The organism is Streptomyces sp. NPDC042364, assembly GCF_056437585.1.
Map to the genome: position 1 here is coordinate 21,528 of NZ_JBWKAJ010000023.1, position 24,543 is coordinate 46,070.

24 protein-coding genes and 4 pseudogenes are annotated in these 24,543 nt (G+C 73.2%); 15 read left to right on the forward strand and 13 right to left on the reverse strand.

What is annotated here, in order from left to right; all coding sequences use genetic code 11:
- Window positions 1-93 precede the first annotated feature (93 nt).
- The 3 genes from AC067N_RS32365 (at window position 94) to AC067N_RS32375 (ending at window position 2,977) form a co-directional block, all read left to right on the forward strand.
- Window positions 94-1,494, forward strand: a complete 1,401-nt coding sequence (locus tag AC067N_RS32365) for a nicotinate phosphoribosyltransferase (protein WP_478682472.1) — start codon at window positions 94-96, stop codon at window positions 1,492-1,494.
- Between the two features lie 11 nt (window positions 1,495-1,505).
- Window positions 1,506-1,817: a DUF1876 domain-containing protein gene (locus tag AC067N_RS32370; RefSeq protein WP_478682473.1), complete on the forward strand. Its 312-nt coding sequence runs from the start codon at window positions 1,506-1,508 to the stop codon at window positions 1,815-1,817.
- 209 nt (window positions 1,818-2,026) lie between these two features.
- Complete coding sequence (locus tag AC067N_RS32375; protein WP_478682474.1) at window positions 2,027-2,977, forward strand: pyridoxamine 5'-phosphate oxidase family protein; 951 nt, start codon at window positions 2,027-2,029, stop codon at window positions 2,975-2,977.
- A 54-nt stretch (window positions 2,978-3,031) separates the two neighbouring features.
- Here AC067N_RS32375 and AC067N_RS32380 read toward each other — a convergent pair.
- Window positions 3,032-3,694, reverse strand: a pseudogene (locus tag AC067N_RS32380) (CBS domain-containing protein).
- 171 nt (window positions 3,695-3,865) lie between these two features.
- Window positions 3,866-4,216 (reverse strand): ArsR/SmtB family transcription factor, encoded by a 351-nt coding sequence (locus tag AC067N_RS32385; protein ID WP_478682475.1) that lies wholly within the window; start codon window positions 4,214-4,216, stop codon window positions 3,866-3,868.
- A 434-nt stretch (window positions 4,217-4,650) separates the two neighbouring features.
- Here AC067N_RS32385 and AC067N_RS32390 point away from each other — a divergent pair, with 434 nt between their 5' ends.
- From AC067N_RS32390 to AC067N_RS32415, 6 genes and pseudogenes are all read left to right on the forward strand, one after another.
- On the forward strand, window positions 4,651-5,148 hold the full coding sequence (locus AC067N_RS32390) for a Mu transposase domain-containing protein (protein WP_478682476.1): 498 nt from the start codon (window positions 4,651-4,653) through the stop codon (window positions 5,146-5,148).
- A gap of 9 nt (window positions 5,149-5,157) precedes the next feature.
- Window positions 5,158-5,283 (forward strand): hypothetical protein, encoded by a 126-nt coding sequence (locus AC067N_RS32395; RefSeq protein ID WP_478682477.1) that lies wholly within the window; start codon window positions 5,158-5,160, stop codon window positions 5,281-5,283.
- Between the two features lie 20 nt (window positions 5,284-5,303).
- Window positions 5,304-5,537 (forward strand): annotated as a pseudogene (locus AC067N_RS32400) (ATP-binding protein); the annotation flags it as partial.
- A 389-nt stretch (window positions 5,538-5,926) separates the two neighbouring features.
- On the forward strand, window positions 5,927-6,661 hold the full coding sequence (locus AC067N_RS32405) for a dienelactone hydrolase family protein (RefSeq protein WP_478682478.1): 735 nt from the start codon (window positions 5,927-5,929) through the stop codon (window positions 6,659-6,661).
- Between the two features lie 710 nt (window positions 6,662-7,371).
- Window positions 7,372-7,524 (forward strand): annotated as a pseudogene (locus tag AC067N_RS32410) (site-specific integrase); the annotation flags it as partial.
- A 123-nt stretch (window positions 7,525-7,647) separates the two neighbouring features.
- Entirely contained in the window at window positions 7,648-8,889 is a 1,242-nt protein-coding gene (locus tag AC067N_RS32415) for an MFS transporter (protein ID WP_478682479.1), read from the forward strand.
- Between the two features lie 55 nt (window positions 8,890-8,944).
- Here AC067N_RS32415 and AC067N_RS32420 read toward each other — a convergent pair.
- Both AC067N_RS32420 and AC067N_RS32425 read right to left on the reverse strand, forming a co-directional pair.
- Window positions 8,945-9,477, reverse strand: a pseudogene (locus AC067N_RS32420) (Tn3 family transposase); the annotation flags it as partial.
- Between the two features lie 482 nt (window positions 9,478-9,959).
- On the reverse strand, window positions 9,960-10,541 hold the full coding sequence (locus AC067N_RS32425; protein WP_478682480.1) for an Rv1733c family protein: 582 nt from the start codon (window positions 10,539-10,541) through the stop codon (window positions 9,960-9,962).
- A 312-nt stretch (window positions 10,542-10,853) separates the two neighbouring features.
- Here AC067N_RS32425 and AC067N_RS32430 point away from each other — a divergent pair, with 312 nt between their 5' ends.
- Together AC067N_RS32430 and AC067N_RS32435 are read left to right on the forward strand one after the other, a co-directional pair.
- Window positions 10,854-11,180 carry a rhodanese-like domain-containing protein gene (locus tag AC067N_RS32430; protein ID WP_478682481.1) on the forward strand — a complete coding sequence of 109 codons (327 nt, stop codon included), beginning with the start codon at window positions 10,854-10,856 and terminating at the stop codon, window positions 11,178-11,180.
- A gap of 49 nt (window positions 11,181-11,229) precedes the next feature.
- Entirely contained in the window at window positions 11,230-11,451 is a 222-nt protein-coding gene (locus AC067N_RS32435) for a rhodanese-like domain-containing protein (protein ID WP_478682482.1), read from the forward strand.
- A gap of 428 nt (window positions 11,452-11,879) precedes the next feature.
- Here AC067N_RS32435 and AC067N_RS32440 read toward each other — a convergent pair whose 3' ends face one another.
- The 7 genes from AC067N_RS32440 to AC067N_RS32470 form a co-directional block, all read right to left on the reverse strand.
- Window positions 11,880-12,446 (reverse strand): universal stress protein, encoded by a 567-nt coding sequence (locus AC067N_RS32440; RefSeq protein ID WP_478682483.1) that lies wholly within the window; start codon window positions 12,444-12,446, stop codon window positions 11,880-11,882.
- 426 nt (window positions 12,447-12,872) lie between these two features.
- Window positions 12,873-13,148, reverse strand: a complete 276-nt coding sequence (locus AC067N_RS32445) for a hypothetical protein (protein WP_478682484.1) — start codon at window positions 13,146-13,148, stop codon at window positions 12,873-12,875.
- Between the two features lie 176 nt (window positions 13,149-13,324).
- The gene (locus AC067N_RS32450) at window positions 13,325-14,674 is read right to left on the reverse strand and encodes a phosphoribosyltransferase family protein (RefSeq protein WP_478682485.1); all 1,350 of its coding nucleotides are present in this window, start codon (window positions 14,672-14,674) and stop codon (window positions 13,325-13,327) included.
- A 116-nt stretch (window positions 14,675-14,790) separates the two neighbouring features.
- Entirely contained in the window at window positions 14,791-15,966 is a 1,176-nt protein-coding gene (locus AC067N_RS32455; RefSeq protein WP_478682486.1) for an ABC transporter permease, read from the reverse strand.
- Entirely contained in the window at window positions 15,963-17,132 is a 1,170-nt protein-coding gene (locus AC067N_RS32460) for an ABC transporter permease (protein WP_478682487.1), read from the reverse strand. The genes AC067N_RS32455 and AC067N_RS32460 overlap by 4 nt, the downstream gene beginning before the upstream one ends.
- A gap of 6 nt (window positions 17,133-17,138) precedes the next feature.
- A complete protein-coding gene (locus tag AC067N_RS32465) occupies window positions 17,139-18,086 on the reverse strand; it encodes an ABC transporter ATP-binding protein (protein WP_478682488.1) in 948 nt (315 codons plus the stop codon).
- 76 nt (window positions 18,087-18,162) lie between these two features.
- Window positions 18,163-19,056, reverse strand: a complete 894-nt coding sequence (locus AC067N_RS32470) for a universal stress protein (RefSeq protein ID WP_478682489.1) — start codon at window positions 19,054-19,056, stop codon at window positions 18,163-18,165.
- Window positions 19,057-19,284: 228 nt separating this feature from the next.
- On the opposite strand from AC067N_RS32470, the gene AC067N_RS32475 reads away from it, so the two are divergent.
- The gene (locus AC067N_RS32475) at window positions 19,285-20,166 is read left to right on the forward strand and encodes a universal stress protein (RefSeq protein WP_478682490.1); all 882 of its coding nucleotides are present in this window, start codon (window positions 19,285-19,287) and stop codon (window positions 20,164-20,166) included.
- 165 nt (window positions 20,167-20,331) lie between these two features.
- On the opposite strand, the gene AC067N_RS32480 is transcribed toward AC067N_RS32475, so the two are convergent.
- Window positions 20,332-21,324: an Acg family FMN-binding oxidoreductase gene (locus tag AC067N_RS32480; protein ID WP_478682491.1), complete on the reverse strand. Its 993-nt coding sequence runs from the start codon at window positions 21,322-21,324 to the stop codon at window positions 20,332-20,334.
- Window positions 21,325-21,543: 219 nt separating this feature from the next.
- Between AC067N_RS32480 and AC067N_RS32485 the strand changes: the two genes are divergently transcribed.
- The 3 genes from AC067N_RS32485 to AC067N_RS32495 all read left to right on the forward strand — a co-directional run bounded on the left by AC067N_RS32485 (window position 21,544) and on the right by AC067N_RS32495 (window position 23,700).
- A complete protein-coding gene (locus tag AC067N_RS32485; RefSeq protein ID WP_478682492.1) occupies window positions 21,544-21,798 on the forward strand; it encodes a hypothetical protein in 255 nt (84 codons plus the stop codon).
- A 138-nt stretch (window positions 21,799-21,936) separates the two neighbouring features.
- A complete protein-coding gene (locus tag AC067N_RS32490; protein WP_478682493.1) occupies window positions 21,937-22,845 on the forward strand; it encodes a universal stress protein in 909 nt (302 codons plus the stop codon).
- A 45-nt stretch (window positions 22,846-22,890) separates the two neighbouring features.
- Complete coding sequence (locus tag AC067N_RS32495; protein ID WP_478682494.1) at window positions 22,891-23,700, forward strand: universal stress protein; 810 nt, start codon at window positions 22,891-22,893, stop codon at window positions 23,698-23,700.
- Window positions 23,701-23,762: 62 nt separating this feature from the next.
- On the opposite strand, the gene AC067N_RS32500 is transcribed toward AC067N_RS32495, so the two are convergent.
- Complete coding sequence (locus tag AC067N_RS32500) at window positions 23,763-24,467, reverse strand: CBS domain-containing protein (RefSeq protein ID WP_478682495.1); 705 nt, start codon at window positions 24,465-24,467, stop codon at window positions 23,763-23,765.
- Window positions 24,468-24,543 lie beyond the last annotated feature (76 nt).

Here is a 24,543-nt window from a genome sequence, read left to right on the forward strand (position 1 = left end):
TCGCGGCCGCAGGGTGGTGGGGGAGACGGATACTTGAGGGGCACGCACCAGCGACCGGAGCCGTCCTCCGGTCGTCGTCCGGAGGTGAGGTGGATGTCCGACGCGCGGACCACCGACCTGTACGAGATCACGATGGCGATGTCCTACCTCCGTGAGGGGATGACCGCGCCGGCGACGTTCAGCCTGTTCGTGCGTGACCTGCCGCCGGAGCGCGGGTTCCTGGTGGCGGCGGGCCTGGAGCCGTCGCTCGACTTCCTGTCCGGCTTCCGGGTCGACGCGGAGGACGTCGAGGCGTTCGCCTCGGCCCTGCACCGGCCGACGGCCGATCTGGCACCGCTGCTGGACCTGGAGTTCACCGGCCGGGTGAGGGCCGTGCCGGAGGGGCGGATCGTCCTGGCCGGCGAACCGCTGCTGGAGGTGACCGCCCCGCTGCCCGAGGCCCAACTGGTCGAGACGTACCTGCTGAACCAGGTCAGCCATCAGACGACGATCGCGTCGAAGGCGGCGCGCTGCGTCCTGGCCGCCGCGGGGCACCCGGTGGTGGACTTCTCCCTGCGGCGCACCCACGGTCCCCACGCCGGCTACCAGGCCGCCCGGCTGAGCGCACTGGTCGGGTTCACCGGTACCAGCAACGTCGCCGCGGCCACCGCCGAAGGACTGCCGGCCGTCGGCACGATGGCCCACTCGTACATCGAGGCGTTCGGCACGGAGGAGGACGCCTTCCGTGCCTTCGCCCGGGCCCACCCCGGCCCGGTCACCCTCCTCGTCGACACCTACGACACCGAGGAGGGCGTCGGCGTCGCGGCCCGCGTGCTGCGCGACCTCGATCCGGCGGGCCCCGGCACCGGCTCGGCCGTACGGCTCGACAGCGGTGACCTGGGGTGCCTGGCACGGAGGGCGCGCGCCCTCCTCGACGCGGCGGGACTGCCCGAGGTGCGGATCGTCGCCAGCGGCGGTCTCGACGAGTACGCCGTCGACGAACTGGTCCGCTCCGGGACGCCGATCGACGTCTACGCCGTCGGGACGCGGGTCGGGGTCTCGGCCGACGCCCCCTTCCTCGACTCCGCATACAAGATGGTCGAGTACGACGGCCGCCCGGTCATGAAGCTCTCCTCCGCCAAGATCACCGCCCCGGGGCGGAAGCAGGTGTACCGCCGGCCCGGCTACGCGGACGTCATCGCACTCCACGACGAGTGGCCGCCGCCCGACGGCGCCCCGATGCTGGAGACGGTGATGACGCACGGGCGACGCACGGTGCGACGGCCCTCTCCCGACAGGTCCGCGGCGAGGTTCGCCGGTGACCTGGCCGGGCTGCCGCCCGCGGCACGCCGCGTCAGGGCGCCCCTCCCACCGCGGGCGACGCCCTCGCGGCGGCTGACCGAGCTGGCGGAGGAGGTCCGGCGCCGTATCGCCGACGACGTCCTGGGCACGTCCGCGGACCCGGGCGACGCACCCGGCGGGGCGAGCGCGTCCGGGCGCTCCGCACCGAGATGAGGAGGACAGTGATGGCCCATACCGTGGAATGGAACGTCCGTCTCCATCTCTTCGAGGAGGAGGGGACGACCAAGGCGCGCGTGGTGCTGGACACCGGGACCACGGAACTCGTCGGGCACGGTGTCGCGCACCGGAGTCCCGACGACATGGATGTGCCGGAGATCGGCGACGAACTCGCGGCGGGCAGGGCGCTGCACGATCTCGGCAGGCAACTGGTGCGGGTCGCCGCACAGGACATCGAGGGCGTGGGTGCGGCCGGTTCCGGGCGGAACGACCGCCCGGAGACGGGCTGGCCGCTGCCGGACCAGCTGCAAGGAGGTTGACGACGACCCGGCCCGTCCGCCGCGCCGGGGGCGCTCCCTCGGCGCGACCCGGGCGGGCGGCGCCTTGCACCCGGGCCTTGACGGGGCCTTGCACCCGGGCCTGAACAGGTTCACGTGAACAGGCTCACGTTCCGAGCGGCGGCGCGGTCGGCTGTACGGGACTCGGGCCACAGCGACATTCGACGGCATTCGAGGAAACGGCGGCCATCATGCGAGCTCAACTCGGTGACCAACTCGTGGTGGAGAGCCCAGCCACCGGCGCCACCAGGCGCGACGGCGAGATCGTCGGGCTCCACCACGAGGACGGGACGCCCCCCTACGACGTGCGCTGGTCGGACACGGACGAGGTGACCCTCGTCTTCCCCGGGCCGGACGCACACATCCATCACGTCGAGCATCGGTCCGCCGGCACGGGGGAAACGTCCCGGCCGCCCGCGCCCGCCCCGGGTGGGCGCGGACCCGCGGAGGCCGCCCACGTCCCACCGGGTCAGCCGCCCAACCCCGGTGACATCGGTCGCCGGGTCGCGGCCGAACGACTCCGCAGGGGGCTGACCCGGGAGGAGGCGGCCCGCCGTGCCGGAATGGCGCCGGAGTACCTCGCGTACCTCGAGGAACAGCCGGCCGACCCGACCAAGGCCAGCCTCATCGGCCTGGCCGACGCGCTGGACACGACCGTCACCGCCCTGCGGGGCGCCGGCGTCGATCTGCCGCCCGGCCGGGGCCAGGCGCTCCTGCACCCACGGCTGGTGAACCTCGATCCCGACGAGTGCCGTGCCCTGCTGTCCACCCACGGCGTGGGCCGGGTGGCCGTCTCCTCACCGATGGGCCCGGCGGTGGTCCCGGTGAACTACGAGGTCGTCGACGACGCGATCGCGTTCCGCACCGCGCCGGAGTCGGTACCCGCGTCGGCCGTGGGATCGGAGGTCGCCTTCGAGGTCGACCATGTGGACGAGGCGATGAGCCGGGGCTGGAGCGTCCTCGTCGTCGGAACGGCACGGGTGGTCACCGAACCCGACGAGGTGCGCAGGCTGGTGGAGGGCGCCCACTCCGCTCCGTGGGCCGGGGACGGCCGCGAGATGTGGGTGGCGATCCGCCCCACGCGTGTGACGGGGCGACGCATCACCCCCGCCGACGAGGCGGGACCGCCGACGGTCCCCTGACCCACCACGGGCGGGCTCCGCTACCCGCGCCCGGGTACACGCCGCCCCGGCCTCCTACCGCCTCCCGCCGGGGCCGACCGGGTCGGAGGACTCCTCGGTGAGCCGGAGTTCCACGTCCACGACGCCCTCGACGGCGCGTACGAGGCGTATGAGGCGTACGAGGCGTACGGCGACGGTGACGAGCGAGGTGTCGCGGATGTGTCCGCGGAGGGTGGACGACACCGTCGTGGACGTGCACATGGACGGCGTGGCCGAAGGCGGGAAAGAGGGAGGCCACCACGGTGCGGCGGACCTCCTCCTCGATGTCCTCGTCCGACCGCAGGAAGACCGTCAGCAGGTCCGCGCGGCTGACGATGCCCTGGAGCATGTCGAGTTCGTCGACCACGGGCAGCCGTTTGACGTGCCGGACGGCCATGAGCCGGGCAGCCCGTGCCAAGGTGACGTCGGGACGGACGGTGACGGCGGGGCGCTCAACAAGTCCCCGGCCGTCAGGCCGCCGGCCTTGGCGAGGTCGGACGGCCGGCGGCGTTGCTCGAATCGGCCGGGGTCGCTGTCGCGGAACTCCTCCTTGGGCAGCAGGTCCGCCTCGGAGACGACACCGGCCACACGCCCGTCTCCTGCGAGGACGAGGACGGCGCTGACCTTCCACTGCTCCAGGACGCGGACGATCTCCTTGAAGGGGGCGTAGCGTCCGACTGCCACGACCGGGCGGGTCATCACATCGCTCACGAGGCGCGGGCTGTCAGGCACCCGGAACCGCCTCGGTCTCCGGCCAGGGCACTCGCCGCCTCCCGGCCGTATGACTCCACGATCGCCGCGCAGCCTCACGGTGCAGCCGGGGCGGGGGCAGTGGGTCCCGTGGTCCGAAGGACCGGCCCCCCGCCGCTGTCACGCGGGTGGCTTTCCCTCACCCTGCGCGGCCTGGAGGTCGGCCAGCAGCTCGGCCTGCCCCGCGAGCACCCCGGACAGGATGGTCCGCGCCACCCGCAGCAGCTCGGCGACGTACGGGCTCGTCAGGGAGTAGTACACCGTCGACCCCTCCTTGCGGTTCTTGACCAGGTTGGCCCGGCGCAGCACCGCGAGCTGCTGGGACAGATGAGCGGGCTCGATGCCCACCTCGGGCAGCATCTCCGCGACCGCGTGCTCACGCTCGCTCAGCAGTTCCAGCACCCGGATGCGCGCCGGGTGGCCCAGCGTCTTGAAGAACTCGGCCTTCAGCTGGTAGAGCGGCGTGCTCATCGGGCCGTCGCCTCCTCGACGCGCCGCCCCGCCCTCACCGGCAGGGGCTCGGCACGCCGCATCCACTTACTCGTCAGGAACATGTTGCCCATCCTCGCCTGCCGCGCCGGCCACGCCGCACCCGGTGGGTGGGAACGGAGCCCCCGGACGCGACGACGACGACCTCTGCCGCCCGGGCCTGGCTGGCGCCCACGAGAAGGGCGGCGTCGAGGGTGACATCGGCCGCCTCCGCCGCAACCACTTCGTCCCCGTCCCGGAGGTCGGCTCGCTGGCCGAGCTGAACACGCCGGTCGAGCGGTGGGACGAGCAGGACGAGGCCCGCCGGATCCGGATGCGGCCGCGCACGGGCGGGGAGTATTTCGCCGTCGAGCAGCCGTTGCTGGCGCCGCTGCCCACCGAGCCGTTCGACGCCGGACAGGTCATCGAGACCCCGGGTGGACCGGCACAGCCGCGTCTGGGCCCGCGCCGGCTTCTACTCGGTGCCGGCCCGCTGTATCGAGCGCAGGGTCCGCATCGTGATGCATGCCAACGAGCTGGCCGTCTACGACGGCGCCACAGAGATCGCCCGCCACGAGCGGCTGGTCGCCAAAGCCGGCGAGCGTCTCGAACTCGACCACTACCTGGAGACGCTGCTGCGTAAGCCGGGCGCCCTGCCCGGGGCGACCGCGCTGGAACAGGCCCGCCAGACGGGCAGGTTCACCCCGATCCACGACGCGTGGTGGTCCGCTGCCCGCAAAGCCCGCGGGGACAAAGACGGCACGAAGGCCCTGATCGAGGTGCTGCTGTTGCACCGCCGTACCCCGCACGAACACCTGGTCGCCGGGCTCGCCGGGTCGTTACAGGTGGGCGCGCTGACCGCGGACGCGGTCGCCCTGGAGGCCCGCAAGGCAGCCGAATCCGATGATGACTCCACCCCGGCCCAGCCCCATTAGCCCTCTTCCGTGGCCTCGTTGACGCAGCGCCGTCTCGCCCACCTGCCGCCCGATCGGCGGCCGTTGCCCTCGCCGGCCGCCTATGACCAACTGCTGCACCGTCGTCCCGCCGCACTGAAGGAGTCGCTGCCGTGAGTACTCCCAGCTGTCACCGGATGAGCGAGCAGGCGGCGGAGACCGCCGTGGTCGGCGCCTGCCGCATGCTGCGGCTGCCAACCATCCGCGCGAAGTTCCCCGACCTGGCCGAGCAGGCGTCCCGCGAGCAGATGTCCTACCTCGCCTTCCTCGCCGAGCTGTTGCTGGCCGAGTGCGACGACCGGGCCCTGCGTCGCTCCGAGCGCCGCATCAAGGCCGCAGCGTTCCCGAGGCAGAAGTCGGTCAGGGAGTTCGTTCACCGACCCCAGGCCCTGCACCGCGATCGTCGACCGGCTCACCTTCAACGGCACAATCATCGAGACCGGCACCGACTCCTACCGACTCGCCCACACCCGCAGCAAAGCCGAGCAGTCAGGCTCCACCTGAGAAGCTGTCGTCTTTTCGATCTTGAGTGGTGTCCGTCGAACGGGAGTCTCGATGTCCCATCGGTGGGCTAGGCTGTGCGGCTATGAATACCGGGACGGCCTTGCGCCACACACGGATCGGTGACCCGGGGCTCTTCTGAGCGCCGTACGGGCCGGTTCGGGCCCGCTGTTTGATCGAGGCTCTTGCGCTGCTGCGCGGGCTCCGCCTCCGTCGTGTTGATCACAGGCTCTGCACATCAACCACGACAGGAGTATTCATGCCCACCAAGACGCTGCGGATTCCCACCACGGGCGGCCAGGCCGACGCCTTCGCCGCCCTCCCCGACCACGGCGAGCGGCACCCAGGGGTGCTGATGTACGCGGACGGCTTCGGCATCCGGCCCGTGCTGCGGGAGATGGCCCGCGAACTGGCCGGGCACGGCTACTACGTGCTCGTCCCCAACTCCTTCTACCGGCACGGCCCGGCACCGCTGGTCGAGCTTCCCGAGTACATCGGAGAGGAGGTCCGGCCCGCGGTCTTCGCCCAGCTGATGCCCCTGATCGAGGCGCACACCGCCGAACGTGTCCTGGGCGACGCCGACGCCTACCTCAGGTTCCTCACCACCCAGCCTGAGGTCGGCGCCGGACCGGTCGCGGTGACCGGCTACTGCATTGGCGGCCTCTACGCGATGCGCACGGCCGCGGCCCATCCCGACCAGGTGGCGGCCGTCGCCGCGTTCCACGGCCCCGTGGGCGTCGATGGGGCCAACCTCTTCTCCAAGATCACCGCCCAGGTCCACCTCGGCCACGCCGAAGGCGACATGACATCTGAGGCCCTCGGCGAGCTCAACCAGGCCTTGGATGCGGCAGGTGTCGGCTACACGTCCGAGATCTACCCCGGCACCATTCACGGCTTCACCATGTCCGACACCGACGCTTATAGCGCCTCCGGGCTGAAGCGCCATTGGGATCGCCTGCTCCCCCTTCTGGACCGCACCCTGTCCAACAGCTGAGGCTCAAGCCCGGAGAGCAAGCCTGAAACGGCAGCGACCAGCAGACGGTATGGCGGGCCACACCGATGTCTCCATGGCCGTGGCCCGCCTCTATCGCGAACAAGACTTCCGTACCGGCAGCCTCGTTACTGTCCACCCCGAGGCCGCTCGGCCGACGAGGCCCCCCGGCACCGCTTGGGTTCTATAGGTCGTTGCAACACCTGTCTTGAGGGATGTTGCGATGACCAAGCCGCGTCGGAAGGGCGAAGGGGGCCAGCTCACATTGTCGAAGCCAACTTCCCACGGGCCTGGTTGTCGGCTGTGCTCAGGGAGGCACCCACGAGGGTCTGCGCACTGAACAGATCAGTGCGCATTTCCCGAATCCAGGCTGCGCAGGGAAGAGTTCAGTGCCCAGGTCATAGCCCTGGGCACTGAACTCTTTTCTCTCGTCCGACAGGCACGGGGCCGTACTCGCCACTGAGCCGGTCGCGTCGCGGACGGCAACGGAACGCATTCCCGCAGCTCAGAGCCAACCTGGACAGGTCGGGGATCGGTAGACTGAGGCTTGTGGCGGCGGCCCGGGCCGCAGGCGCGCACTGCGAGATGGAGGTGCGCGGTCCCGAGGGCGTATGGAGGGCGGACGTCATGGCGAGCGACCCGGGCGGGGCCTGGCGGCCAGCCCTGCCGACGCCTGGGGCCGGAAGTATCCGGCGATCGTGAAACTGTGGGAGACCCACCTGGGCGAGCACGGCGCCTCCCTGCTGATGCTGATGGCGAAGTCGAGGCACAAGAAGCCGGAGAACGTCCGCCGCTACTTCAAGTCGTCCCCCGAGGCGATCTCGGAGTTGACCAGTCTGCTCGCACCTGGCGACAGCCGCCGGTGAATGTGCGGTCCTGCCGAGACCGGTGCGTATCCGCGTCCGCGTCTCCCCCTGTCCGATGCGAGCCGTGGTGGGACTGGGGCAGTTGCTATAATCCACGAGTCGGCCTTCGGCGCCCAGGGTTGGGTGCGCGCGAAGGCTTTTTTCATGCCTTCTGACACATCTGCCTCCGGCACACCTCCCACCACCTACCGTGACCTGCTCCGCAACCGTGAATTCGTCGGCCTGTACGCCGGCTTCACACTGACGGTCGCCGCGAGCACCTTGTCGGGCTTCGCGCTCGGCACGCTGGTCAACCAGCAGACCAAGTCCCCGTTCCTGACCGCTGTGAGCATGTACGGCGCCACCTTCGCGACGGTACTCGGTGCGCTGACGCTGATGTCGGTCGCGGACGGAAGCCGTCCTCGCCGGACCCTCGTCGCGCTCCAGTGCGTCTCGCTCGTAGGTGTTGCCGCACAGGCGGTTCCAGGGCTGCCGCTCGCCGCCCGGTTCGGTCTGCTCCTTGTACTGGGGTTCTTCCAGTCTCTGGGAACGGGCACACGGATGGGGCTGCTTGCCGAGGTCGTGCCGACCTCCGCCTATGCACTGGCACGTTCGCTGATGAACATCACCTCGGGAGGCATGGCCATCCTCGGCTACGCCATCGGCGCCGTACTGCTGCGGTACCTGAGCCCGCAGGAGGTCTTCGCCGTCGCGACCGCCCTGACCGGCGGTGGATTGATCATTGTGGCGGTGACGGTCCGGGAACGCTCGATCCGTCTGACCCGGCGCCCTGGACTGCGCCAGACCTGGACGACGAACATCGAGCTTTTCTCCCACTCCGGCCAACGCGCGCTGCTGCTGAACCTGTGGGTCCCCAATGGCCTGATCGTTGGCTGCGAGGCCCTGTTCATCTCCTACGCCCCCCATCACGCCGGCGTCTTCCTGGCCGCCGGATCGGCAGGCATGCTCCTCGGTGACCTGGCGGTCGGGCGGCTGTTCACCGCCGAGCAGCGGCGCCGCTACGCATTCGCCCTGCGACTGCTGCTCGCCGCCCCCTACCTGCTGTTCGCCGTCCACCCGCCCGTGCTGGTGGCGACAGCCGCGGTGTTCATCGCCAGTGCCGGCTTCGCTGCCACCCTGCCGCTCCAGGAGCAGCTTCTGGAGTTGACCCCTGATCCTGTCCGTGGCCAGGTCCAGGGAGTTGAGTCCGCCGGCCGGATGACGTGGCAAGGTATCGGAGCCTCGATCGCTGGTGGCATTGCCCAGCACTTCACTTCTGGCACGGCCATCGCCTTTGTGGCCGCCGTCTCCATTGCCATCACCGTCTTCTCCCGGCCCTTCGTGGTCCGCGCCCGAGCCGTCCGCGTCCAGGCGGCCAACGCATAGGGTTCCCACGACGGTGCGAGCGGCGGGCGCGGCCAGACGCGCCCGCCGCGTCTCGCTACTCGTCGACAGCGTCCGGGGCACGGAGGGGCCGCATTCCGCCGGGCAGGTAGGGGAGTTGGAGGGAGTACCGGCCCAGCACGTTGATGTGGTGGCGCACGAACGGGGAGAGCCGGGCCACGTCCTCGTCGCGGGCCTCGAAGCCGTCCGCGCGCAGCTGGTTCACGGCGGCGCCCATGCAGTGTTGAACGGCACGAGCGCGATCAGGACCAGGCCCAGGGCGCCGATCTGGTCCTCCATACCTTCCTGGTAGCGCTGGTAGAGCTGCCCGACCCGGCCGTGGAAGATCTTCCGGGCCAGTGCGTGGCGGCCCTCCTGGAGGTTGGCCTGCACCTTGATCTGGCGGCGGTAGCCGGGCTCATCGGCCAGGCGCAGGATGTGCAGGGTCTTCTGATCGTGCAGGTCCGCGAGCTGCGGAGCGTAGGCGAACCCAGCCAGGGTGAGCAGGCCGTAGACGATGCCGCTGTAGCTCGCAGTGTCGGTGACGATCATCTCCGGACGGCGGCCACCATCGCGGTCGTAGAGGACGTCGTGTGGTCGTCGTCGAACTGGTGGTCAGCGCCTGCGCGCGGGCCAGCCGGGTGCCGCTCTGCGAGCCCCGCAGCACCTTCCCGAAGTACCCGTCGGCGTCGGCCGGCTCCATATCCCACAGCGGTCGGCCGAACCAGGCCCGCATCTGGTCCAGGTGCCCGACGTCTCCGCGGATGGTGCCGTCCGCCAGCCCCGCAGAAGCCCGCGCGAGGACGAACCCGGCGAGCACGTCGGTCTCGAACTGCTCCAGTTCCTCCGCCGAGACCGGACGCGGAACTCGCGCAGGTCGCGTACGGCTGCCAGCGCCAACCCGAGCCTCCCCACCCTCACCCCAATCGCAGACCGATCGGACGAAGTGAGAACGCTTGAAGAATCCTGAAGTTGCGTCACCGGGTCGAAGGCCACCCCAAGGAGACAGAACACCCTGGCCACGGGGACAAGGACTCAGCAGGGCCCAGGGGAACTCGCGGGATGTCGCACAGTCAGCTCGTCTTGTGGCCCCACTGGGGGCCGACCAGGGTCCACTCCCTGCCCCACTGCTCGACACGTCGCCGGTCGAGCCACCACCGTCCGGCGCGGCCGACACCGAACACCAGCCCGCTCAGGGCGAGGCCTGCCGCGGTCCCGAGCACGCCGGCCTCGACGGCCGCCTCGCTGGAGCTGGGCGGCTCGTTGCTCAGGCCGCCCCTCCCGTCGATCCAGACCGTGACGCGGGTGCCGGCCTTCCGTCCGTCCTCCACCAGGGTCCGCCCGGTGCGGGTGGTGCCGTCCGGGGCCCTCCAGCGGACCTCGCCCGGGGACCGGTCACTCACGCTGCGCTGACCCGAGCCCGACGCGGGGACGTCGGAGAGGAGCACGGCCGGGACCGTGCGCCGCTCGGCGCGCTGATCCGCGAAGACGTCCTGTGCCGCCTGCGCCGTCAGGAAACCGGCCAGCGTGCCCCCGAGCGCCATGACCGCCCAGACGGCCAGCACGATCCACGCCTCCAGTACGTCCTCGTGTCGCCGCAGCGGATTGCTCCGCCACCGCCACAGGAGCTTCTTCCCGTGCCTGTTGCCGGCCATCGCTCCACACCTCCTCCTCGTCCTCTTGGACGGTGCCAGTAGGTGCACGGCCGCCGCATGGGCCTGTCAGGTGCGGTCGCGGGGCCGACCGGGACCGACTCTCGTCCGGGTGTGGGCCGTTCAGCCCTGGCCCGCCCGCCGCCCGGACGCGGCCCGGCGGGTCGGCCGGGTCCGGCTCCTCGTGGAGAGGAGCTGCCGGGCGGGACCGTCTTGCCCGAGAGTTAAATACCACCGGGGGTATTTGACGTGCTTCCCGGAGCCGCAACGCGCTCGCCCCAGGAAACCCCCTGGGGTATTTGAGGAGGCAATCGAATGACTCGTGGAATGGCGCGGGAGGCGTGCGCGGCGGCATCGGCCGACAGCGCGCGCGTGGTCGACCTGCGCGCCCCCGACGGGTACGCGGCGGGACGCGTCCCGGGAGTACGGCCGACGCCCCTGCGCACCGTGCGCGCCCGGTGCGGCGAACCGCCCGCCGGCCGCCCGGTGTACGTGATCCGCGCCGACGGCGACCGCGGCGGGACGGCCGCCGGCCGGATGGACGCCCGTGGTCCCGACGCCCGCTCCGTGGCCGGCGGGACCCGTAGCCGGGCTCGTGCCGACCGCATCGACGTGGCCGGACCCCGTGAACACGCCGCCTGACGCCGAGTACCACGCCCGCCCTCCGGGCCGGATGGGAAGGTGCCCAGCCTTGGTCGTCAACCCGGGTTCACTGCACATCCCGCCGGCCGAACTGTCGCGTCGCGCCGACGAGATCCCGGCCGACCGGCCTCTGGTGGTCCACTGCGCCGGCGGCCACCGCCCCTCCGTGGCCGCCGCCCTGCTCCGCCACCGGGGCCGCGCCGACGTCTCCGACCTGCTCGGCGGCTACGGCGCCTGGCTCGCCCGGCCCGCACCGGCGAAGACCGCCTGATCACCCGTCCGGGCGCGGCCGACGGTGCAGCGCCCCGGGCCGTGAGGACCACCGGGCCGCATGGTCGGGCAGTGGGCGGCCCCGGCGAGTTCTCGTCACCGGCTCCCGCCGCCCCGGTCCGCGTCTGCAGAGCCTGCGCGTGCCTGCGGCGGCGGGTTCGTGGACTGATCCGCGACCGCGTGGGCGGCGTGGCACGTCGAAGGCGGCGGCCGGGGGCCCGTGCGACCGAACTGCCCGCGGCGCCACCCACACGGACGGGACGCGGCGCACACGACGGGAAGGAGCCCCACCCGCTTCTCGCGGATCCTGATTGCGCGGTGCGCGACCTCACGGCCGCTTCTCCGCGTCTCTTCTACGGGGCCCTTCCCGTCACTCTCAGGACATCACGCCGACGGCGAGCGCGCCAGGGCCGAACGGCCCCGGACGCCTCATCGCCTCGCGGCACCCCGCGGCCGGGGATGGCGGGCCGGCACCGCCCGCTGCCGCTCGGCTCCCCGCACGGCGTGAGCGGGTGTCCCCGCGGGCCGGCGCGGTTCCACGGGCGGCTCCGGAGCGGGTACCGCCACCACCGGCACCGTCGCGTGGAGCAGGCACTCGCGGCCGACCGCCCCGATCGGGGGCATCCCGAACGCCCCATGGACCCGGCGTCCCAGAACGAGCAGCCGCGCGCCGCGGGCGTGTCGGAGGAGCACCTGTACGGGCGGTCCCTCGGCGACGACGGCGTGGACGGCCCCGTCGTCGCCCGCGCCGAGCACCTCGCGCAGCGACTCGGTGAGCAGCCTCGCCGCGCGCACCCGTTGCTCGGCGGCCGTCGGGCGCGCCGACGGGGGAGCGTAGGGGGCGAGCAACGGCCCGGTCGGCTCCCAGGCATGGACGGCGACGACATCGGCGTGCACCGCCCGGGCGGCCCGGACCGCCCAGCGCAGCGCGGACACGGACGCATCGGAACCGTCGACGCCCACCACGATGGCGTTCTCGGCGCTGACTTCCGGCATGACGGCCTCCCTGAATGGCCTCTGCTCCCACCATGCGGCGGGTCTGCGCGCCGCCGCCGTGGGCCGAGGGGCTCGGCCGACCGGGCGAACGGCCCCTTGTTCCGGGCCGACCGGGCCGGACAGCGGGTCGACCGGGCCGGACAGCGGGTCGGCCGTGTGGGCGAGGCGGCACGGGGCACGGCTGGAGCCGGGGCAGAACACCCGGCTACCCGGCTCTGCTCCCCGTGGTGTCATGCAGCTCCCCGTCGTGTCATGCGGCCGCGGCGGGCCGGGGCAGGTCGCCCCCCGGTGGCGCCCGGGGGCCACCAGTAAAGGCCGGAGGGGCGGCGCGGCGCGGGAGTGGTGCTCCGGTCATCCGTAGCGGGTGTCGGGAGCTTGGGCCTCACCGGCCCGGTCGCCGCCCGGACGAATCGGTCGGCGGCCGAGTCACACCCGGGCGGCGGCCTCGCGCGCCTCGGCGGCGGCTTCGGCCTGGTCGGCGTGTGAGAGCAGCCGGTGGGCCAGTTCGCGTGCCTCCCCGGCCGTGAGCGAAGCCCAGACACCGGGTTCGTCACCCTGGTCCGGGCCCACGCTGAGGGTCACCCGGGTGATCGGCCGGTCCGCGGCCAGCCGCAGGCATTTCACGGTGATCCGGCGTCCGCAGGATGTCACCAGCGGGGGCCGCTCACCCGGTGAGGGCCGCTCCTGCCCTGGAGCCGTCATGGGTCTCACACCTCTCTCCGATCCGTGCGGGGTCGCGGGGTCCCGTTCGCCGGACCTCGCCGTGACCGGCGGGATTCGCGCTGGGGGGTGTCAGGAACAGCGCTGTACGGACCCGCCTTGTTCCTCCGGCAACCCCTGCTTCGGCCTTTCGGCCACCTGTCTTGTGCGGACCGCCGTCAGACCAGGCGGAGACCGGAGCCCGTGTCCGGGGCGGCGAGATGCCCCGTGAACCAGTCGCGGGCCAGCTCGGCGACCGCGGCCAGGGCTCCGGGCTCCGCGAACAGATGGCCGGCACCGGGGACGACGGCGAGCCGGTGCTCGCAGCGCAGCCGGTCGGCCGCGAGCCGGTTGATGCCGAGCACCCCGGTGTCGAGACCGCCCACGATGAGCAGTGTCGGGGCCCTTACGCGGGCCAGGGCCGCCGGTGACGCCAGATCGGGGCGGCCGCCCCGGCAGACGACGGCACGGACGTCCGCGCCGGGCGCGGCCGCGGCCTCCAGGGCGGCCGCGGCACCCGTGCTCGCACCGAAGAAGCTCACCGGCAGGCCGGTCTCGCGGCCCAGCCAGCCGCAGGCGGCGTGCAGGCGCCGCGCCAGCAGGCCGATGTCGAAGACGTTGGCGCGGTCGGCCTCCTCGTCCTCGGTGAGCAGGTCGAGCAGCAGGGTGCCGAGACCCGCCCTGTTGAGCGTGGTGGCGACGTAGCGGTTGCGGGGGCTGTGCCGACCGCTGCCGCTGCCGTGGGCGAAGGCCACCACGGTCGGGGCGGCGTCGGGCACCACCAGCCGCGCAGGCAGCCGTACGGGACCGGCGGGCACCTCCGCCTCCCGGTCCAGGGGCGGGACCTCGGAGGCCCCCGGAGTCCGGGACGGCGCCGCAGGGGCGCCGGCGACCGGGGGCGCGGCCCGGGAGAGCAGCGCGGTCACCTCGGCGTCGGAGACCTGACCGAAGTCCCGGTACCAGGCGCCGACCGAGCCCAACCGGACCGGCGACTCCAGACAGACGACCCGGTCGGCCGCACCGCGGAGCCGGGCCACCGTCTCTGCGGGTCCCACGGGCACGGCGAGGACGACCCGGGCCGCGCCCTGCCCCCGCACCACCTGGCAGGCGGCCTCGGCGGTGGCGCCGGTGGCGAGGCCGTCGTCCACGACCACCACCGTGCGCCCCGCGAGGAGGGCGCGGGCGCGGCCGGCGCGGTAGCGGGCGATCCGCCGGTCCAACTCGGCGCGCTCGGCCCGCTCCACGGCCGTCCGTGCCTCGGCGCCCACCCCCATGCGCTCGATCACGTCCTCGTCGAGGACGAGGACACCGTCCTCGCCGATGGCGCCGAAGCCCAGCTCCGGTCGGCGCGGCACCCCCAGCTTGCGCACCACGAGCACGTCCAGCGGAGCGTCGAGCTCCCTGGCCACCTCGTACGCCACGGGTACGCCGCCCCGGGGCAGGCCCAGGACCACGAGGTCCTCGTCGCGCAGATGGTCGAGGCGCCGGGCCAGGAGGCGCCCGGCCTCCGTACGGTCGTCGAAATCCATACGCCACCTCCCCGTGGTGTCCACGGCACCGGTGCCGACTCCGGGGGCGCTTCCCTCTTCTTCCATTGCACCCCGCCGCGGCGCCGCTCGCGAGGGGCGGCGCCGCGGCGGGCGGCTCAGACGCGCGCCTCGTGGGTCAGCCGGTGCCGCAGCGCCAGGGACGCGAGGGCCAGCAGAACCGTCGCGAAGGCCGCGAGAACGGCGATGTCCCGCAGGATCGCCGCCAGGTCGCCGTCCCGTGACAGCAGGGTGGTCCACGCGTCGACCGCCCATGCCTGCGGTACCGCGTGACCGGCGGTGCGCAGCCAGTCGGGGACCACGGCCAGCGGCCACATGCAGCCGCCCAGCATGCCCATCCCGATGCCGAGCGCCGGGCCGATCGCGTGCACCTGCTCCGGCGTACGGAACAGAGCACCGGCCAGCATGCCCGCACCGGTGCCCACCAGCGCCCACACGGCGACGAGGACGCCGGCGGCGAGCGGATCGCCCCAGGCGACGTCGAAGACGAACGCACCGATACCCACGATCAGCACGGACTGCAGCAACGCCAGCAGCAGATGGGCGACCGTCTCGCCGAGCACCAGGGTGCGGGCGGAGACCGGCGCTGCCAGCGCACGCGAGTACACCCCCGTCCGACGGGTCTGCACGATGGTCGCGCCGCCCGCCAGCGCGTTGATGAAGACGAACAGCACCAGCATCGTGGGCGTGCTGTAGCTGTAGCCCAGCGGCAGGAAGTCGCTCTGGCCGTTCACCGTCTCGGCACGTACGACGACGGGGGAGGAGGACCGCTCGGCCTCCCGGGCCAGGGCGAGATTCTCGTCGAACGTTCCGCCGGCCGCCTCGCCGGCGAAGGCAGCGGCCTGAAGACGCCCCGCGTGGTCGGCCACCACGGCCGACACCGAGGACACGGCCGAGTGCCCGGCGCCGCCCGAGGGCTCCACCAGGACCCTCACGGTGACCCGCCGCCCGGCCCGGACGTCCCCGTCGAGATCCGCGGGCACCAGCACCACCGCGTCCAGTTCCGTACGGCGCAGCGCGGTGCGCGCGTCGGACTCCGTGGCGTACGTCCGGGACCGCAACCCGGGTTCGTCCTGGAGTTGCGAGGTCAGCTCCCGGGCCACCGGACCCTGCCCGGGGGCGCGGACGAGGCCGATCCGGAACTGGTCGAAGCCGCTGACGGTGACACCGATGACGACGATGATCGCGACCGGCAGCAACACCATGAAGAACAGCGCGGTGCGGTCCCGCATCGTGCGCGAGAGGGTGGCCCGGGCCACGGCGAGAGCGATCACGACGTCCTCCTCAGCCGCATCAGCAGAGCCGTCACCCCGGCCACGACGGCCGAGAACGCGGCGATCCCGAGCAGCGGGGCACCGACCGCGTCCCAGCCGCGCTCCCCGGTCCCCAGGTCCGTGAAGCCCCGCAGCGCCCAGCCGTTGGGCGTGAACAGGGCGAGGGTGCGGACGGCGGGTGTGGTGCCGGACGCGAAGACGAAGTTCCCGCCCAGCAGGACCAGCGCGAACACGAGGATCGACGCGAGTCCCTGAGCCTGCTGCTCGGTCCGCACCAACGAGATGACCAGCGCGGTCAGGCACACCACGCACACCGCCATCGCCACGCTGAGCGCCGCGACGCCGACGGGATCCGCCCATCGGGCGCCGAAGGCGAGCCACGACACCACGGTCACGGTCGCGAGCCCGGCCAGGCTGTAGACGAAGGTCGACAACGACTTGCCCAGCAGCAGCGCGCCCCGCCCGACAGGCGCCGCCGCGATGCGGTCCAGGGTGCCCTGCTGCTGTTCGACGAAGTAACCGCGCGCCCCGTACCCGACCGTGAACAGCACGAAGAACATGCCCATGCTCGGCCCGAAGTAGCTGATGACCTTCAGCGGGTCGTCGGGGAGGCCCTGCGCCCCGACCTGCTCGGGCAGCCGCAGCAGGGCGGCCTCGGCGGCCAGTTCGGGTATGTCCGACTCCGGGACGCCCGCGGCGACTGCCGTGGCGACCGACAGCCGGTCGGCGTTGACCTGGGCGACGTACGACTCGGTGACCGCCCGGGCGAGCTGCGCCTGGAGGCCGTAGTCGACGCTGCCCAGGACCCGCACGGGCGAGGACCCGCCGCCGTGCAGGGACGCGGTGAACCCCTCGGGCACCACGATCGCGGCGTGCACGTCCCCGCCGTCGACCGCCCGCCGGGCGGCGCTCTCGTCGTCGTAGCGCCGCACGCCCACGGTCTCGTCGAGCTCGTCGCTCGTCAGCACCCGGGTCAGCCCCGTCGCGGCCGGACCCCGGTCCAGGTCCACCACGCCGATGTTCGCGCGGAACTCACCGTTGTTGTCGAACGCCAGGGCCATCAGGGCGGAGATCAGCACGGGCGCCAGGAACACGAGCACCCAGGCCGAACGGTCGCGCAGCCGTTGTCTGAGGTCCTTGGCCGCGATCGCGAGGACGACACGCATGACCGCTCACTCCCTCAGCGCGGTGCCGGTCAGATGCAGGAAGACCGACTCCAGGTCGGGTTCGTCGATCTCCACACTGCGGATGCCGACCCCGTGCTCGTGGGCGAGATCGAGCAGATCGGGCAGCAGGCTCCGGGCGTCCTTGACGACCAGTTCGACGACATCGCCGCCGTCGCCGGTCCGGGCGGCGCCCTCGACCCGGGCGAGACGGCGGCACGCCTCGCCGTACGCCGAGAGGTCGCCGACGGCGGTCAGTCTCACCCGGTCCCGCTCGGCCACCAGCGCCACCAGCTCACGCGGGGTGCCCTCCGCGACGAGGCGGCCCCGGTCGATGATGCCGACGCGGTCGCAGAGCCGCTCGGCCTCCTCCATGTAGTGCGTCGTGTAGAGGACGGCCATGCCCTCCTCGCCGAACCGGGTGACGCTCTCCAGGATCGCGTGCCGACTCTGCGGATCGACCCCGACCGTCGGCTCGTCCAGCACCAGCAGGGTCGGCGCGTGCACCAGCCCGGCCCCGATGTTGAGGCGCCGGCGCATGCCGCCGGAGAGCGACTCGACACGGTCACCGGCGCGGGAGCCCAGGTCGACGAGGTCGAGCACCTCGTCCACCCGGCGTTCCAGGAGGCGGCGCGGCAGGCGGTGCAGCCGCCCGAAGAAGCGGAGGTTCTCCCGGACCGTCAGGTCCGGATACAACGCCACGTCCTGCGGCACGAATCCGATCAGCCGCTTGGCCGGAGCGGCGGCCGTGCTCATCGGCCGCCCCGCCACGCGCACGGTTCCGGAGTCGGGCCGCAGCAGACCGCAGACCATCCTGATCGTGGTGGTCTTGCCCGCGCCGTTCGGCCCCAGGAGACCGTATGTCTCACCGGGCGCGATGCTCAGCCCGACGTCGTCGACGGCGGTGCGGTCCCCGAACCGGCGGACGAGATGGGCACAGTCGAGCACAGCGTTCATGACATCACCTCGACAGGGGTGGCTGCTTCGGCGCGGGAAGGGTCTCCACGCTTGTCGTGCCGTTCGTTCGTGCTCTTCAGTCGTGCGGGACGACCGCCACCGGGCACGGCACGTGGTGCAGCGCCGCGTGGGCCACCGGGCCGAGTTTCCAAGGGCCGGACGGATGCCGCCGGCGGCCCACGACGAGGAGCCGTCCGGAGACCGCGGCCGTCAGCAGCACCTGGGACGGGTGGCCCGTGGTCACCTGCTCCTCGACGGGGACCCCGGGGTACTTCTCCCGCCAGGGCGTCAGCGACGCGGTCAGACGGGCGCGTTCCTCCGCCTCGAAGCGGCCGGCCGGCTCCGAGAGGTACCTCGCGTGCGGCTGGGCCGCCAGTGCGGCCAGCACGGGCAGGGCCCGTACGGCGCGTACGGGGGTGCCCCGGGACGCGGCCTCGGCGAAGGCGAAGTCGAGCAGCGCGTCGGCGGCCGGGCCCGGCTCCTGGACGCCCACCACGACCGCGTCGTGGCCCGCCGTCGCGGAGTGTTCCCAGCCGTCGTCGACGGACGGGTCGCCGGCCCGCACGGTGACCGTCGGACACTGGGCCAGGCCCAGGACGTGCAGGCTGATGGAGCCCAGCAGGAAACTCGCCAGGGAGCCGTGGCCCCGGGAACCGACCACGAGCAGGGCCGCGTCGGCGCTGCGGCCCACGAGCTCATCGGCGGCGGGGGCCGACACCAGCTGCGTGGTCAGATCCAGATCCCCGTAGCGGTGCAGCACCTCGGCCTCGGCCCGGCGCAGTGCCTCCCGGCCGTACCGCTGCTTGCTGCGGGCCTCCTGCGGGAGCGCCGGCAGATCGAGCGGCTGGGTGCTCCACGAGTGGACGAGCACCATCGGCAGGCGCCGGGCCGAGGCTTCGCGAGCGGCCCACCAGACGGCGGTCATACCGGCGGGAGAACCGTTGAACCCTACGGTGACAGTGCCGGTCATGGCCTACCTCCGGTGTCGGCGTGCCGGCGCGGCGCCGCCACGCGTCCGCCCCCACGTCCTCCCGTCCATTCTCGCCGCGGCGGCGGTGTCGGGGTGAGGGGCCGGACGGTACGTACCCTGGGCCATCCGGCCCCGTGCGGGGCGCGACCGTCCGGACCAGCGTGGGTACGGAAGAGCTGTACGGGGGTGAGCCCCCGGGCCCAGGCCTCCGGGAGAGGGGACTGTGTGATGAGCGCTCCCGTTGTCGTCGGAGTGGACGGATCGCCGTCCGCCCGGGCCGCCGTGGAGACGGCCGCCCGGGAGGCCGCCCTGCGCGGAGTGGGTCTCCGTCTGGTGCACGCCTTCGGGTGGCCGGGCGCCCATGTGCCGCCCGGCGCACCACCCTGGAACGCCAGAGGGACGGGTCTGCGCGAGATGGTGGACGGCACGCTGGGCGAGGCCGAGCGGCTGGCCGGCACGACGGCACCCGCGATCGACGTCACCCGCGAGGTCGTCCCCGGCGAAGCGGTGACGGTGCTGGAGATCGAGTCCCGCACGGCGTCGCTCCTCGTGGTCGGCAGCCGCGGGCTGGGCACCTTCGCGAGGGTGCTGCTCGGCTCCACCTCCGCGCACCTGGCCGCCCACGCCCGCTGCCCCGTGCTGGTGGTACGCGGCAGGCCGGACCCGGCGGACCCCGTCCTGCTCGCCGCCGACGGCTCACCGGCGGCCGCCGGCGCCGTCGAGCACGCCTTCGCCGAGGCGGCGATGCGCCATGCCGACCTGGTGGCGCTGCATGTGTGGAACACCCGCACCGAGCGGGCCTACGACGGTGCCGCCGACCCGCCGTTCGTGACGTACGACGAGGACCGGCTCCACGACGAGGAGGAGCGCGTGCTAGCCGAAGCGCTGTCCGGGCTGGGCGACCGGTACCCCGACGTGACCGTGCACCGGCGGCTGGTCCGCGGGCGGACCCGCGCCTCCGTGATCCGGGCGAGCGCCGACGCCCAGCTGCTCGTGGTCGGTGCCCGCGGCCGGGGCGGCTTCACCGGTCTGCGTCTGGGCTCGGTCGCCCAGGCCGCGCTGCACCACGCGCACTGCCCGGTCACCGTCGTGCGCACCGGGCCGGAGTGACGTCCTGGACACCGTCGGACCCGGGGCGCGGTCCCGTGCTGTGCGGGGGCGCGGGGAACCGCACCATCGGCACGCACACACCCCGCACCCCCTGCGCCCCGACGTCACCCGGTGTCGAACCATGACGGGACGTCGGCCTCGTTCGTCCCGGAGAACGCGGGCCCGTCAGGAAGCGAACAGCAGGCCCGCGTCCAGGGCCTCCCGTGCCCGGCGGCGCGGCGACGGCGGGCCTTCCGGGCCGTAGCCCAGCCGGATCACCATCTGCGCATGGGCGCGCAGGATGTCCGTCGAAGGGACGACCCGCGCCCGCAGATCGGGCCACTCCAGTGCCTGGTGCAGGAGGGACGCCCGCAGCCCGTGGGCGGTGGCCACCAGCAGGACGCGTTCCAGTGCCTGTCCGGCGCGCAGCCAGTCGGACCTGCGGTCGTGCGCGGTGGACAGCACGGCGATCGAGGGCCGCTTCTCGAAAGGACGGCTGGCCAGCACGGAGGGATGCCGGTGCGCGCCGAAGTCCCGGAGGGGCATCCGCTCCCAGAAGTCCTGCGGCCCGATCGCCGCCGGCGGCATGCCGAGGGCCGCCGCGTTCGGCTCGTGCACCCAACGGCGGCTCTCCGCCGCCCTGTCCGGGTCGGCGGTGTTGCGGCGCTCGGCGTCCCGGATCACCCGCAGCAGCCGTTCCGTCTCCCCGGGGTCCGGGCGGCTCAGCAGGGCGCCCTCACTGTGGGCGGCCTCGGCCAGTTCCGCCACGACCGCGTCGGGCAGGGGTTCCTCGGAGAACGGGAACCGGCTGCTGTGCCGACGCCACAGCGCCTCGTACAGCCGGGGATCGGCCGCGTTCCGCACCGGCCCGCCGAGCCGTACGGTGGCCAGCAGGTCCGGTTCGTCGGGCCGGGGCAGCAGCCGGGTCACCGGCTCCCGGCCGAAGTGGGCGACGGCCAGCCGGAGGTTGAGGACCGCGCAGCCGACGGAGAGGTGCAGGGCACGGCCCGTGGGGTCGAGGTGCCGCAGCCCGCGGTCCGCCACGGCCCGGATCTCCAGCGTCAGCGTGTCCGGGTCGAACCGGAAGCGCCAGGGCTGGGTGTTGTGGATGGAGGGCGCGGCCACGGCCGCCGTGATCATCGTCTCCAGTGTCGGGAGAGCGGGAGCTGCGGACCACATCGGAACTCCTTTCCCGCCCCGCGCCGCGGAGCCGGTGGGCCTGGGTGGTGGTGGACCCTGCCCACGGTGGACTCGTCGCGCCGGGCGCAGTAGAGGCCGTCCGGCTCCTCGGCCGGGCCCGCACGGCACCGGAGCAGAGCCCTTCGGCACCCTGTGCCGTGGTCCGCCGGGGGGTTCCCTGAAGAGGAGGGGGACCGGAACCCGAAAGGGGTGCGCACCATGGGCACGACGTCGACTTCGCTCGTTCGGAGGCGGTACGCCGTCCTGCTGGCCGGCTCCGCCGTGGTGGCCTTCGTCCTCCGGGCCGTGCGCGACACACTGGTGCTGCGTGCGCTGCGCCGCCGCACGGACCGCCGGACACCGGCGACGCCCACGGCACCCGCGCCCGTCACCGTGCCCCCGCCGACTGCTCCGCGGACGACGACCGCGACGGGCGGGGCCGCCCGCCCCGGCCCGGCCCTCGTGTCCCACTGAGCCGTCCGGCACGCGACAAGGGGGGAGTTGGGGCCGAAGGGCCCATGGGAAGGACTGTGCGGCCCCCTGCGCACCACCGTGTCCTTCCCCGATGCTCGGCTCAGGCCGTAACCGGCCGGGACACAGGAGGTACGCACCATGCTTCAGCACGTGATCGCGGGAGTCGACGGATCACCCGAGAGCCTCGCCGCCGCCCACTGGGCGGCCAGGGAAGCCCTGCGCAGGGGCACGGACCTGCGGCTCGTGCACGCCTGGCAGTGGCATCCGCGCCCGCCGGCCTACGTGCCCCTGGGCACCGGTCAGCGCGCGTGGGCCGAACAGACCCTGGACGGAGCGGCCCGCAGCGTCAGGGCCGCGCACCCCGGTCTGCGGATCGAGGACCGGCTGCTGCAGGACTCCCCGGTCGGAGCCCTGCTCGACGCCCCCGGGGAGACCGAACTCCTGGTGCTCGGGTCCCGCGGACTGAGCGGTCTCGCGGGGTTCGTCGTGGGCTCGGTCTCCCAGCGGGTCGTGGCCCGGTCGACGCGTCCCGTGGTCCTCGTCCGGTCCGGGGAGAGCGCGGCCGGCGAACACCTCCCCGCCCCGGACGGCGTCTCGCCGGACGAGATACCCGAACTGCCCTACAGGGACGTCGTCCTCGGACTCGACATCTCCCACCCCTGCGACGAGCTGATCGAGTTCGCCTTCACCGCCGCCCGGCGCCGCGGTACCGGACTCCGCGTGATCCACGCCTACCGCGTCCCGACCGCGTACGCCGTCGACGACACCCGCGTCCCGGTCCCCGGGCCCCAACTGCTCGCGGAGCGGGAACACGCCGTGGTCGCGGCGCTGCGCCCCTGGTGCGCGAAGTTCCCCGAGGTCACCGTGGCCGAGACGGTCGTCGACGGGCGGGCCGCCGGCGCGCTCCTCGACGCGTCGGCCGAAGCCTCGCTGGTCGTCGTCGGACGCCGGATCCGGCATGGCCTGCCGGGCCCGCACACCGGGCCCGTCACCCACGCGGTGCTGCACCACGTCGGCTGCCCGGTCGCCGTCGTCCCGCACACCTGAGCCGCCGCCCGAGAGCCGTCCGGAAGCCCGACAGGAGGAACCATCATGAGTACCCGCCACGTGACCGTCGGCGTGGACGGCACGATCACCGCCGTACGCGCCCTCGACCGTGCCGCGGACGAGGCCGCCCTGCGCGGGGTCGGACTGGAGATCGTCCACGCCGTGCCGGACCTCGACGAGGCCGGACCCGTGCTCGCGTCCGCCGCCGCGCGGGTCCGTGCCCGTCGTCCCGGCACGGCCGTCACCACCGTCCCGGTCCAGGGCCATTCGGCCGGCGTCCTCGCGGAACGCGGACGCCACGCGGCACTCACCGTCGTCGGGTGCCGGGACCTCGGCGGGATACTCGGCGCGGTGGTCGGATCGGTGAGCGCGCGCCTTGCCGCACACGCGCCGGGACCGCTGCTCGTCGTACGCGGAGACTCGCCGATGAACAGCCACGGCGAGATCATCCTCGGCCTGGACGACGCCACCGACGCGGGAACCGCCGCCTATGCCTTCCAGGAGGCCGAACTGCGCCGCGCCCGCCTGCGGATCCCCCCGTTCACCACGCACCACCCCGTCCTCCCCGTGGTGTCCCACCGGGGGAACGGGCGGTCGACGGCGCGGCCCGCGCTGGTCTCCGCGCTGGCGGAACTCGGTGAGCGGCATCCGGAAGTACGCGCGGATGCCCCCGAGCCGGGCTCCGCCCCGGTACGGGCCCTGGTGGACGCGACCCGCACCGCCGACCTCGTCGTGGTCGCCGCCGGTCCCGCCCCGCACGGGCCCGGCCGCCACCTCGGGCCCGTGGCCCGCGAGCTGCTGCACCGGTCCCACTGCCCGGTTCTGATCGTTCCCGCCGCACACCAGGCGGCATAGGGGACCGGCCGTGTCATCGCCCGGCCCCTGCTCCCCGGGCTCCCGCCCGAGGTCAGGGCAGGTCAGGTCGCCAGCTGGGAGCGGCGCGACATCCCCGGGTCCGACGGCATCGAGGAGGTGTCGTCGACCCGGTGGTCCAGCTCGGCCGAGACGTCGACGACGCCGTCCACGCCTCGGCACAGCCGCTCCACCACGGGGACCATGGACTTGTGCTCGACGGTGCCCCGCAGCGCGACCCGTCCGTCCACCACCCGGACCGTGATCGTGTCGGGCGGGAGACCCAGGGTCCGCACGAGGACGTCCCCGGTGATCTCCTCACGGATGGCACCGTCCCCGCGCAGGAAGACGCGCAGCAGGTCGGCCCGGCTGATCAGCCCGACCAGCCGCCCCGACTCGTCGACGACCGGCAGCCGCTTGACGTGGTGGCGCTCCATGACCTGGGCGGCCTCCACCACCGTCCACTGCGGCCGCGCGGTCACGGCCGGGCTGTTCATCAGCCCCTCGGCGGTGGACGCCTCGGCCTTCGCGCGTGCCGCGTCCCGCGGACGCAGCACCGGCAGCAGACCGGCCGGGTCCAGTTGCGCGGCCTCCTTGCGCAGCAGGTCCGCCTCGGACACGACACCGACGGGACGGTCGTCGTCGTCCACGACGGGTACGGCCGTGATGCCGTACTCGGCGAGCAGTTTGGCGATCTCCTTGAAGCCGGTGTCCCGCTGGACCCGTACGACGCCTGTGGTCATGAGGTCACTCACCATCCGGTGCCGCATGGTTCTCGCCTCCTGAGGACGCTTGCGTTGCTCTTTCCACTCTCCGCCGCCGAAGGGCCCGCCCCAAGGGCCGTTC